The following is an 11,772-nucleotide window of genomic DNA, read 5'->3' on the forward strand; positions in this document are numbered from 1 at the left end:
TGTCCGATCCGACCCTCAGCGCCCTCCGGTCTTCGCCACGCGTGCGCGCGGCCCGAGCTCGTGCAGCACCCCGTCGTGCAGCTCCAGCACGCGGTCGGCGCGGGTGAGCATGGCCGGATCGTGTGTGGCGACGATCGCCGCGGTGCCGCGCTCGTGCACGAGCGCCGCGATGAGGTCCATGATCTGCGCGCCGGTCTCGCTGTCGAGCTGCGCGGTGGGCTCGTCGGCGATCAGCACGGCGGGATCCATCACCAGCGCGCGGGCGATGCCCACCCGCTGCTGCTGTCCCCCGGAGAGCTCCGACGGACGCTGTCGGGCGTGTTCGGCCAGCCCGACGGCCTGCATCGCCCGGCGCACCCGCGCCTCCCGTTCGGCGACAGGCGTGCGCCGGATGCGCAGCGGCACCTCCACGTTCTCCGCGGCCGACAGCACCGGCAGCAGGCCCGAGGTCTGGAAGATCGACGCGATCCGATGTCCGAGGACGTCGCTCACCTCCCCGGTGGCCAGGTCCCGCTCATCGAGCAGCACGCGCCCCGCGGTCGGCCGGTCCAGACCGCCGAGCATCGTGAGCAGCGTCGTCTTGCCGGATCCGGATCTCCCGGTGATCACCACCAGCTCCCCGGCGGAGACGGCGAGATCGACCTCGCGGACCGCCGTCACATCGGCGGCCGGAGACCGGAACACCCGTGTCACCCCCTCGGCGCGCAGCACGACGGTCATGCGGCTCCTCCCTCCGTTGCCGGATCCGGGGCCGGTCTCGCCTGCGGGGCGGGATCCGCGATCGGCGCGCCGGGCGCGACGCGCACGTGGTCCGGTTCGAGCGTCAGCCGCACCCGGTCGCGCAGGTCGAGCGCATGGACGAACTCGCCCGGAAGCTGCATCCGCCCTGCCCGGTCCAGCACCGCGAACTCCTGCGCGACACGCACGGCCCGGCCGTCCTCGTCGGTGCTCGTGCTGCGCAGCGTCTCGGTCGAGGTGCGGCCGTCCCTGATCCGGACCGTGCGGTCGACGTGCTCCGAGACCGTCGCATCGTGGGTGACGATGAGCGTCGTGACGTCATGCTCGGTGTTCACGACCTGCATCGCGGCGAGCACGTCCGCGCTGGTGCGCTCGTCCAGCTCCCCGGTGGGCTCGTCCGCGAGCAGCACGCGCGGCGCGTTCGCCAGGGCGACGGCGATCGCCACCCGCTGCTTCTGCCCGCCGCTCAGCCGCGCCGGCCGCTGCTCGGCGACGTCGGCCACGTCGAGCAGCTCCAGCAGCTCCTGCGCCCTCGCCGCGCGGGCCGCGCGCGGCACCACCCCGGCGACGCCGTGCGCCATCGCGATGTTCTCCCGCGCGCTCAGGTACGGCAGCAGGTTGCGCCCCGACTGCTGCCACACGAACCCCACGCTGCTGCGCCGGTAGCGCAGCCGTTCCGCGCTCTTCATCGTCACGAGATCGTGCCCCGCGACGCGCGCGCTGCCGGCCGTCGGAGCGTCGAGCCCGGCGAGGATCCCGAGCAGGGTCGACTTGCCGGATCCGGAGGCACCCACCAGCGCCACCATCTCGCCGGATCGCACGCGCAGATCCAGTCCCTGCAGCGCCTGCACCTCGATGCCCTTGGCGGTGAAGATCCGCACCAGACCCTCGCAGCGGATGTCGGCCTCGCTCATGATGCCCTCCTGGTTCGCCACATGCTCGTCCTGTCAGTCCTCGTCATCGGCCACTCTGATCGCCTCGGCGCTGCGCAGCCGCGCGGCCGCGGCCGTCGCCAGCAGCACGGCGGCCCCGGTCACCACGATGAAGCCGCCGACCACGGCGGCGGTGCCCCAGCCCGCGAGCACGAGTTCCGGGGCGGTGTCGCCGCCCGTGAACCCGCGCAGGTCGAGTCCGCCGACCACGAGCCTGGCCGTCGCCGTCCCGGTCAGCAGGCCGATCGGCACCGACACCAGCAGCGCCGGACCCACCTCCCAGGCGACCAGCGGCAGCTCTCCGCGTCGGGGATAGCCGACCGCACGCAGGAGCGCCAGCAGCCGCGCGCGCGCCGCGGATCCGAGCGCAAGGGTCTGCACGACCGCCCACGCGAGCAGCAGCGCAACGATCCCGACCGCCGCGATCAGCGCAGCGTGCAGTGCGGCCGTCGCCGGGTCGGAGCCGGCCGCCGCGATGATCTGCGCGGCGGTGCGCGCCGTCGCCGCCTGCCCCAGCGCCGCCGTGACGGCCTTCGCCACCGCGCGGGCGTCGTGACCCGGGGCGACGGACACGAACGCCTGCGAGACCGTCGGCGCGTCGAGGCCGATCCGGTGCAGGTTCGCCGTGTCGATGATCACCCATTTCTGCACCGTGCCGGAGCCGGTGCCGAACGGCACCGGCTGTGCGGTGCGGGCGACGATGCGCACCGGGTGATCGTTCACCGTGAGCGCGTCGCCGAACTGCGCGACGAGCTGTTCCGAGGCCACCACCGGGATCGGGCCGCCTTGCGTCGAGGCCAGGGCCGACGGCAGCGGCAGCGCGGGATCGAAGCCCTGCTGCACGCGCAGGAACTCGGCGCGGTCGACCGCGTAGATGCGCACCCTGTCCTGTCCGCTGCCCGGCCCGACCATCCCGATCGCGTTCGCGTCGAGTGTCGCGAGCGCTGCGACGCCCGGCACGGCGCGCGCCCCGGCGATCTGCTCCGCGTCCGCGTATGGCACCGTCACCGCGATGTCGGCCCCGGTGCTCTCGCTGGCGTGACGGGAGATGCCCTCGGTCACGGTCGCCGCGAAGGCGACCGAGAACACGGCGACCGCGATCCCGATGACCGCGGCCAGGGCGGGCGCCGTGCGCAGCGCCTCATCGCGCAGGGCTCTGGCGGGTCCGAGCAGTCCGATCAGTCCCGTGCGCCGGGCGGCCGTTCGATGCAGCGCCGCCAGCACGGGCGGCAGCACGCGCAGCACCAGCACGGTACCCGCGGCTCCGATCAGCAGCGGCACTGCGAGGAGCACGGGATCGACGGTGAGCGCGCCGCCGCCGCGGGTCAGCAGGATCCCGGCGCACGCCGCCGCAAGCCCCACCACGACCGCTTCCACCAGGATCCGCTGCCAGCGCGCGCCGGTGCGCGCCCCGTCGGAGCGCCGTTCGATCCGGCGCAGATCGCCGAGCAACGTCGCCGGCACCGCGCACACCACGACCAGCACCAGCAGGGCCGGGATCACCAGGGTCAGCCCGTCCGCGGCGTGCGGTACGAGCAGGAGGCCGGCCCCCACCCCGAGCACGGCGCCGAGGACTCCGAGCAGCAGGCTCTCGCCGCTCAGCAGCGCGAGCAGCGCGCCCTGTGATGCTCCGCGGGCGCGCATGAGCCGTGCCGCCCGCCGGCGCCGCGAGGCCAGCTGACGACTCGACAGGGTCAGCACCACGGCGGCCACCGCGAGCGGGCAGACGGCGGCGACGGCGACGATCGCGAGGAGCGTGCGCCCGCGCGCGACGCCCTGGTCCATCGCGTCGGCCGCAGGAGTCGAGTAGAGCAGGCCCTGATCGTAGAGATCGGCGCTGCCCACGCCGATGTGCACCGCGGTGGCCATCATCAGCCGGAGCTGGCGGGCGACGACGTCCGCATCCCCCGCATCGATCGCGCCACCATCCAACGGGATCCACGAGTACGTCACCGCCTGCTGCGCCAGTTCGCCCAGCAGCGGCGCCTCATCCGGATTCATGAACGCGACGCCCTGATAGATCCGGTCTCCGAGGGGCGTGAGCTCGATCAGCGGCTCCAGGGAGCCGTTCAGCATCCGCCAGTCCTGGGCGTTGCTGCCGTCAGACGCGATGACCCCGGTGAGCGTGAGCGTCAGCGCGCGACTTCGGCGGGTCTCGCCGACCCGCCAGTCCAGAGTCTCGGCGACCTTGTCCGTGAGGACGACGCCGATCCCCTGCGTCGGATCGGAGGTCGCGGGGTACGAGCCGCGCAGCAGCGTGCTCCGCGACGCGAGACCCGGATCCATCACCACCTGCACCTTGTTCAACGGGGTCTTCCGGTCGCCGGTGAACGGTGCCGGCGCGAAGGATCCGTACACCCTCGGCGTCCCGAGCACATCGCGCAGCGGCTCGGGCCGGGCGGCACGGGCTGCTGCGGCCGCCGCGAGCGGCGCCGCCCAGGCGTCGGCTCTCGGTCCCGGTTCGTCGCCGAGGGCCGCGAGGCCCGGCATCACCGCCGTGAGCGGAAGGGCGATCTCGGGGATCTCCCGCAGCTGATGCTGCACGGTCGCGGTCCGCGCCTGGTCGATGAGCGGGGGCACGAGCGTGCCGACGAGCGCCGTCGCCGCGATCGCGAAGACCAGGAACGCCGACAGCAGCGGGGCGTCGAACAGCGTGCGCACGACGACCGTCGCCATCCGAGGATGCCGTGCCGCGCGGGTCATGATCCGCTCCCCCACATCACGGGCAGCACGACCGCGGTCACGACGAGTCCCGCCGCCACGCCGCCGAGGATGGCGACGAACGCGATGCCGACGATCTCGCCCGCGCGCCCCGCGCTCTGGCGCGACGGGCGCAGACCGAGCGAGCGGAGCACCGTGCGCTCGTCAGCGCCCCGCGCCCGATCGGAGGCGGTGGCTGCGAGGAATCCGAGCACCCCGAGCAGCGCTGCGGCGACCGCGCCGACGGCGAGCAGGATCGACGTCGTGCCCGTGATCGGAACATCGCTGACGGCGGCCGGAGTGAGGATCCGCACCGGATCCGTCGCTCGGGACCGGATCGTCGCGGCGACCGCCGCCGGATCCGTCGTGGCGATCCACAGTTCGTCGGCGCTGACCGCGGCCTGCGTGTCTGCTTCCATCGCAGACATCACGCCCGCACGATCGGCGAGCACGCCGGGCGCGGATCCGATCCCGGGGATGTCGGCGAGGATCGCGACGATCCGCACCGTGAGCCGCGCCCCGTCGGGCTGCACGGTCGCCGTGAACCCGGTTCCTGTGGTGGCGCCCAGCCGCTGCGCGAACGACGAGGTGACCGCAACCGGCAGCGCAGCGCCGGAGCGCGCCACGACCACGCTGCGCACGCCCGCGGGCACGGGCAGCGCCGCGACATCGGCCGCGACGAGATCGACCGTGTCCGCGCCGACGATGAGGCCGCGGTGCAGGACCTCGGTCGCGCCCGTCACCGACGGCAGCGCGGCCGTGTCTGCCACCGAAGGGAGCGCGGCGCGGGAGTCGCTCACGGACGCCCGCACGTCCAGACCCAGAGCCGCGCTGGTCGCGGAGCGCTCCGCCGCCGTGGCGAGGGGTTGCGCGCCGAGCGCCAGCGTCACGGAGGCGGAGGCGAGGGCGAGGCACAGGATCGCGACGGCCACGAGCTCCGCCCGCCGCGCGATCCGTCGCAGCGGAAGCACGGGCATGATCCCGCGGCTGCCCCGCGCGGCGCGTTCGGCGATCGCGGCCAGGATCACGGCGAGCACCGGCACGGCGAGGGCCGCCGCGAGCATCGCCGCCGCGCCGGCGGAGGATGCCACGGGGTCGGCCGACCCGTCCGGCGCGAGCACTCCGTGCTGCGCGACGAGCTGCCACACGGCGAGACCTGCGATCACGAGCGCGATCGCGAGCGGCACGAGCAGCACGGCGAGGATCCCCCGACCCGCGTCGGACCGTCCGGCGCCGCGCGGATCCGATGCGCGCACCGCCGTGACACCGGCGGCTCCCCCGGCCACGCAGACCAGGACGCCCGCGGCGAGGAACGCCGCCGTCCCTCCGGCGCGCGCGGACACCAACAGGAGCAGGGCCAGCGCCGCCCCCGCACCGACGAAGCTCGCCGCCTCCCCGGCTGCTGCCGTGGCGATCTGCGTGCCGGACGAGCCCCGCGCGCGCCGCAGCGCCAGCTCCTCCCGGCGGGCACCGGTGAGCGCGGCGAGGATCACCGTCACCGCGATCGCACCGAGCGTCAGGATGATCGCGGCCGGAACGATGAGGGTCCCGCGGGCGATGGTGACGGTGCGGGTGAGCCGATCGAGCAGACCGTCCAGGCCACCCCCGATCCGGGTGCTCGACCGGCTGTCCGGGTCGACCTTCTCCGGGAGGTCCGTGAGAGCTCCGACCCCGGCCCGGTAGGCGTCGAGCGTGCGGGCGCTCAGCCCGGCCGGCTCGATCGTCCAGGTCACGGTCGCCGTGGTGCCCAGACGCGCCATGTCCGCATCGCGGATCAGCACCGGGCCCGCGGCGCCCTGCGAGTCGCCGGATCCCACCGCGGGGTTTCCCGCCCAGACCGGATCGGCAGGATCCTTCGCACGCCAGATGCCGACGACCGTCACGACCACGTCCCCGCCAGCGGTTGCGGAGCCGAGGCGGATCCGGTCGCCGATGTGCCAGCCGCGACGCGCGGCGGCCGCCGCCAGCACCGCGGCGTCCCCGGCCCTCGTCGGCCACGCGCCGTCCTCCAGGGCCCCGGCGTCGTGCGCGGCGCGCCCGGCGATCGCCTGCACCGCCTCGGGGGTGCCCAGGGAGATCTCGCTGACCGCGATGCGTCCGACCTCGATGGGCGCGCGCCCGAACGCACGCCCGATCGCCGCGCGCACCGCCTCCTCCTGAGCCGCCGGATCCGCGGCGCTGAGCGCGCTGACGGTCGCGGCCCGCGAGGCCGGATCCGCTGCTGTCGCGATCCGATGCAGGCCGTCGTCCACGAGACGTCCGGAAAGCGCCGCCGTCCCGCCGACGCCGGCGACCACGAGCAGGCCGGCGAGCAGGACGAGCAGAAGCCTCGCGATCTGCTGTCGCGCCCGCTTCACCGCAAACGTCATCGTCCTCATCCCACCGGTCACTGCGGCTCGCCTGCGGAATCGTCACCGATCCGAACAAACGCACCGCTCCCCATCCTGAACGGCCGCACCCCTCGGGCGCAACGTCCGCCGCGGATGCCCGCTCACCGGGCGTCGGGCGCGGGCGCGACCTCGTTCTGCACGCCGTTCGCCACCGCGGGCACCCGGCGTTCGAGCACGAGGGCGAGCAGGCAGATCAGCACCGGTCCCGCCACCATCGCGACGATGAACCAGATCTGGCGCCCCTCTCCGAGCAGCAGCCCGGCCGCGATCGGGCCGGCGATCGCGCCGCCCTGGAAGGCGGCGGAGTTGATCGCGTTGTAGCGGCCGCGGTTGCGCTCCGAAGCGAGATCGTTGTAGATCGCCGGCACGGTCGGCTGCAGCATGGTCTCGCCGAACGCGAAGACGCCCATGAAGGCGAGCACGCCGATCGCTGCGGCCAGGCTGCGCGGCAGCAGCCCGGTGAGCCCCAGCAGCACCCAGGAAACGCCCCAGATGAGCGCCATCAGCTGCATCACCCTGGTGCGGCGCCGCCCCGCGATCAGCTTCAGCACCGCGAACTGCAGCAGCACGATGACGGCCGTGTTCACCGCGAAAGCGAAGCCGATCACCTGGGTCGACACTCCGGACACCTGGCGTGCGAAGGCGGGGAATCCCGCCTCCATCTGGCCGTAGCCGATGAAGACGGCGAGGAAGGTCAGCAGCGTGAGCCACAGCACGGCCGGCCGGCGCAGGATCGCCCGATATCCGTCGACCGGCGCGTCGCCCTCCTCGGGATCGGCATGCGTGCGCACGTGTCGCAGCGGACCGAGCAGCAGCGCCATCGGGATGAGCGAGCTCGCCGCGTCGATCAGGAAGATCGCCGTGAACGTCTCGGGCCGGTGCACGTCGACGAAGAAGCCGCCGAAGATGCCGCCGACCCCGATGCCGAGGTTGATCAGCGCGAAGTTCACCCCGAAATACTGCTGGCGCACCTCTCCGTCGACGATCGTCGCGATCAGGGCGTTGAACCCCGGCCAGGAGACGCCGAAGTTGACACCCATCAGCACGAGAGCGACAGCAGCGACGACCGGCGAGGTCGCGAACGCGAGCAGCGCGCAGCCCGCGATCATCGCCGCGAGGCCGACGAGCAGCACGCGCCGGGCGCCGTACCGGTCGATCAGCGTGCCGCCGGGGCCGGTCACGACCAGCCCCGTGATCGCGATGACGCTCATCAGCGCTCCGGCCAGCCCCAGGTCGAAGCCGCGCACCTCATGCAGGTAGATGATCGTGAACGGCAGCGTCATGCCGCGGCCGAGCGTCTGGATCGCAACGGTCGACAGCAGCCAGCGACCCGGGGTGGGCAGCGCTGTCCAGAAGGTTCTCATGCCGGTCACCGCACAAGTCTGTCTGAGGCCTCCGACATTCGTGTCCCGCTCCGCCGGGAGCAGCACGGGTCGTCCCGGTTCAGCGCACCGCCGCGGTCACCCGGCTCAGCGCCTGGGCGAGGTCGCCTATCAGATCGTCCGGATGCTCGAGCCCGATCGAGAGCCGCACGACGTCGGCGCCCGGGCGGGCCTCGGCCGCGACCGGCCGATGCGTGAGCGCGGCCGGGTGCTGCACCAGCGAGTCGACCCCGCCGAGCGACACGGCGTGGGTGAACAGCCGCACGGAGCCGGTGAGAGCCTCCGCGGCGGCGTATCCGTCACGGAGCCGGATCGCGATCATGGCCCCGCCCCCGCGCATCTGCCGCGGGATCAGGCCGCGTCGATCCGCGATGCCCGGGTAGAACACCTCGGCCACCTCGGGCTGCTCTGCGAGCCAGGCGACGATCCGCTCGGCCGACTGCTGCTGCCGCTCCAGCCGCACCGGCAGCGTCGCCAGTCCCCGGTGCAGCAGATAGGCGCCCAGGGGGTGCAGCAGGGCGCCGGTGATGGCGCGCACCCGGCGCAGCGCCTGCGCCGTCTCCTCGGAGCAGGCGATGACTCCGGCGATCACATCGCCGTGCCCTCCGATGTACTTCGTGGCGCTGTGCAACGACATGCGCGCGCCGAGATCCAGCGGGTTCTGCAGCAGCGGCGTCGCGAAGGTGTTGTCCACGAGCACGGGCACCTCCCCCGCCTGCGCGACCACGCCCGCGATGTCGACGAGGTCGAGTGTCGGGTTTCCCGGGGTCTCCACGACGACGAGCCCCGTGTCGGGGCGGATCGCGCCGTGCACCTCGTCCTCGGCGCAGAACGTGATCTCGGCGCCCAGCAGGCCCGAGTCGAGCAGGTGGTCGGTGCCGCCGTAGAGCGGGCGCACCGCGACGATGTGACGGAGGCTCATCGCGCTCGTGTGCGAGAGGATCGCGGCCGTCATCGCCGCCATGCCGGAGGAGAACGCGACCGCGGCCTCGGCGTGCTCCAGTTCCGCGAGCGCCTCCTCGAACCGGGCCACCGTCGGGTTCCAGAGCCGCGCGTACACGTTGCCGCCGTCTGGCAGCGGATGCCCGCCGGTCGCCATCGCCTCGTACGAGTCGCCGCCGTGCAGGATGTCCGGCAGCGGGTTCGTGGAGGACAGGTCGATCGGCGCGGCATGCACGCCCAGTGCGGCGAGGTCGGCGCGCCCGGCATGCACGGCGACCGTGTCGGTGTGCTGCGGCCGATCGGACAGCGGGACGTCGTGCGACGGGTCATCGATCATGGCTCCAGGATCCCTCGTCGCACAGGGGTTCGCAAGAGTTGTTGTTGCAAGGCTCGTTTGCACTTGCAATCATTGTTCCGTAACCAATTTGTCGCCCAGGAGAGGTGCACGACTTGACGCCCGCACAGAATCCCGTCGCCGACGCGCTCGATCTCCGGATCCTCGCCGCCCTCACGGACCACCCCGAGGCCTCGATCAAGGAGCTCGCCGCAGCGCTCGAAGTCCCCGCCTCGACCTGCGCGTTCCGGCTGCGTTCGATGCGCAACCGCGGCGTGATCGTCGGAACGCGGCTCGCCCTGGATCCGGCGGCGCTCGGCCGGCCGGTGCAGGCGGTGATCCGGGTGCGTCTCGGCAGTCACAGCAAGAGCGGCGTGGAGGCGCTGTTCGACGCGCTGCAGGCGACCCCTGGGGTGCTGCAGGTGTTCCACATCGCGGGCGCAGACGACTTCCTCGTGCACGTGGCGGTCGCCGACCCCGCGGCGCTGCGTGACATCGTGCTCGAGCGGATCACCGTGCACGCCGTGGTCAGGGCCACCGAGACCCAGCTCGTGTTCGAGCGTCGCGACGGCGCCGGCCTGCTGGCCGACGACTGACCTCGGGAGCCGCTACTCGTCGTGGCGGTTGTACTTGCCCTGCCGCTCGTGCGTCGAATGCTCCGCCGGTGCGCTGCCATCGGCATGCACGGCATCCGAATAGGTGCCTTCGGCGTCGGGATCCGGTCCGCCGCGTTCGGTGCGGGTGTACTGCCCGTGCACCGTCCGCTCCGGCTCCGGCTCCCCGTCGACCTCGGTGTACGTGCCCTCCAGCCCGTCACGCGGATCGCCAGTGCTCTCCGACTGCGGGCGCTCGTCTTCGTTCATGACCATTCCTCCCATCGGGAGATGACATCTCTCCTGTCCAGGATACGTCCGGGACGCACGGATGCGCAGGCCTGGCCGGATGTCGTCAGCGGGCCGAGGACTATAGTGCCCCGTAAACGCGCCGCGACACAGCGCCTCCCGGACAGGAGCTTCGATGACCTGGTTCTACAAGCTCAGTGTCATAGACGGCCCCCTGCCTCTGACGGTCTGGGGACTGACGATCGTCGGCGTCATCGTGCTGCTGATCCGGCGGCCCACTCCCGCCTGGCTGTGGCGCATCGTCATCGCCCTCGCGGTCGGCATCGGCGGAGGCGTCGCGGCCGTCGCGGTCGCGAACGCGACGGCCGCGTTCGGGCCTGCGCTGCCCTCCGCGTGCTGGCTCTGGGTTCCGGCGGGCTTCGGAGCGACCCTGCTCGGGATCGTGTCGCTGTGGGAGCGCGGGGTCTGGCGCAAGATCGTCGCGGTGCTGCTGGTGATCCTGGCACTGCTGTCGACCACTCTCGGCGTGAACGCCGCGTTCGGGATCAACCCGACCGTCGGCGCCCTGCTCGGCGCCTCCGCGCAGGACGACATCCACACGCTGCCGACGCCCGGCCCCACCCAGACCGCGTCCGGTCCGCTCTACAAGACGTGGAATCCCCCCGCCGACATGCCCGCGCACGGCACCGTCGGGCAGCTCGCCGGCGACAAGGCGATCCGATCGACCGCCGGGTTCGTTCCGCGCAGCGCCACGGTGTATCTGCCGCCCGCCGCACAGGTGAAGAACCCGCCGCGACTGCCGCTCGTCGTGATGATGATGGGCTTTCCGGGAAGCCCGGATCCGACCTTCATCGCCACGGCTCTGGACGCGCTGGCGGCGAAGAACAAGGGCCTCGCGCCGATCGTGATCGTGGCCGACCAGCTCGGCAGCGAGAGCCAGGATCCGGTGTGCGTCGACTCCCAGAAGTACGGCGGCGTCTCGACGTACTTCAACACCGACATCCCCGCGTACGCCACGAAGAACCTGAACGTCCTGCTCGACCACAGCGCCTGGACCATCATGGGCTATTCGAACGGCGGGGCGTGCGCGTTCACCTGGGCGACCCATCACCCCGACATCTGGGGCAACGTGATCGGCATCTCCCCGGACGAGTATCCCGGCGTGGAATGGCGCGCGGAGGCCACCAGGACGCTCTTCGACGGCGACGCCGCCGCGTTCGAGGCGAACATGCCCGCCGCCGGCGTCGCCGCCCACCCTGGCGCGTTCACCGGTCATCTGGCCGTGTTCACCGTGGGTGGGAACGACCCCGGATTCATCCCGGGAGCCCAGCGCAACACCACGCTCGCCGAAGAGGCGGGCTTCACGACGACCTTCCACGTGGTGCCGGGAGCCGATCACGTCGTCTCCGCCCTCAACGGGGGCATCCCGTTCGCCATGGACCTGCTGTACAAGCACCTGGGTCTTTCGGCACCCTGAACGCACACCCGAGCACCGACCGCGAATCGTCCCCG

9 protein-coding genes are annotated in these 11,772 nt (G+C 72.7%); 2 read left to right on the plus strand and 7 right to left on the minus strand.

Features of this window, described 5'->3' with window-relative positions:
- Nucleotides 1–15: 15 nt before the first annotated feature.
- The 6 genes from ABD882_RS07115 to ABD882_RS07140 all read right to left on the minus strand — a co-directional run bounded on the left by ABD882_RS07115 (nt 16) and on the right by ABD882_RS07140 (nt 9,421).
- Nucleotides 16–720: an ABC transporter ATP-binding protein gene (locus ABD882_RS07115; protein WP_345185588.1), complete on the minus strand. Its 705-nt coding sequence runs from the start codon at nt 718–720 to the stop codon at nt 16–18.
- Nucleotides 717–1,652 carry an ABC transporter ATP-binding protein gene (locus tag ABD882_RS07120; protein WP_345185590.1) on the minus strand — a complete coding sequence of 312 codons (936 nt, stop codon included), beginning with the start codon at nt 1,650–1,652 and terminating at the stop codon, nt 717–719. Before ABD882_RS07120 ends, ABD882_RS07115 begins: the two co-directional genes overlap by 4 nt.
- Before the next feature lie 33 nt (nt 1,653–1,685).
- Nucleotides 1,686–4,373, minus strand: coding sequence for an FtsX-like permease family protein (locus tag ABD882_RS07125; RefSeq protein WP_345185591.1), 2,688 nt, complete (start codon nt 4,371–4,373; stop codon nt 1,686–1,688).
- Nucleotides 4,370–6,739, minus strand: a complete 2,370-nt coding sequence (locus tag ABD882_RS07130; RefSeq protein WP_345185593.1) for a hypothetical protein — start codon at nt 6,737–6,739, stop codon at nt 4,370–4,372. Before ABD882_RS07130 ends, ABD882_RS07125 begins: the two co-directional genes overlap by 4 nt.
- A gap of 122 nt (nt 6,740–6,861) precedes the next feature.
- A complete protein-coding gene (locus tag ABD882_RS07135; RefSeq protein ID WP_345185868.1) occupies nt 6,862–8,124 on the minus strand; it encodes an MFS transporter in 1,263 nt (420 codons plus the stop codon).
- A gap of 79 nt (nt 8,125–8,203) precedes the next feature.
- Complete coding sequence (locus tag ABD882_RS07140) at nt 8,204–9,421, minus strand: trans-sulfuration enzyme family protein (RefSeq protein ID WP_345185594.1); 1,218 nt, start codon at nt 9,419–9,421, stop codon at nt 8,204–8,206.
- Between the two features lie 113 nt (nt 9,422–9,534).
- Between ABD882_RS07140 and ABD882_RS07145 the strand changes: the two genes are divergently transcribed.
- Entirely contained in the window at nt 9,535–10,014 is a 480-nt protein-coding gene (locus tag ABD882_RS07145; RefSeq protein ID WP_345185595.1) for an Lrp/AsnC family transcriptional regulator, read from the plus strand.
- 12 nt (nt 10,015–10,026) lie between these two features.
- Here the strand turns inward: ABD882_RS07145 and ABD882_RS07150 are convergent, their stop codons facing one another.
- Entirely contained in the window at nt 10,027–10,281 is a 255-nt protein-coding gene (locus ABD882_RS07150) for a hypothetical protein (RefSeq protein ID WP_345185597.1), read from the minus strand.
- Between the two features lie 154 nt (nt 10,282–10,435).
- Between ABD882_RS07150 and ABD882_RS07155 the strand changes: the two genes are divergently transcribed.
- Nucleotides 10,436–11,737, plus strand: a complete 1,302-nt coding sequence (locus ABD882_RS07155; RefSeq protein WP_345185598.1) for an alpha/beta hydrolase — start codon at nt 10,436–10,438, stop codon at nt 11,735–11,737.
- Nucleotides 11,738–11,772 lie beyond the last annotated feature (35 nt).

Origin of the sequence: Microbacterium panaciterrae (assembly GCF_039541635.1) — a bacterium.
Taxonomy (GTDB): domain Bacteria; phylum Actinomycetota; class Actinomycetes; order Actinomycetales; family Microbacteriaceae; genus Microbacterium; species Microbacterium panaciterrae.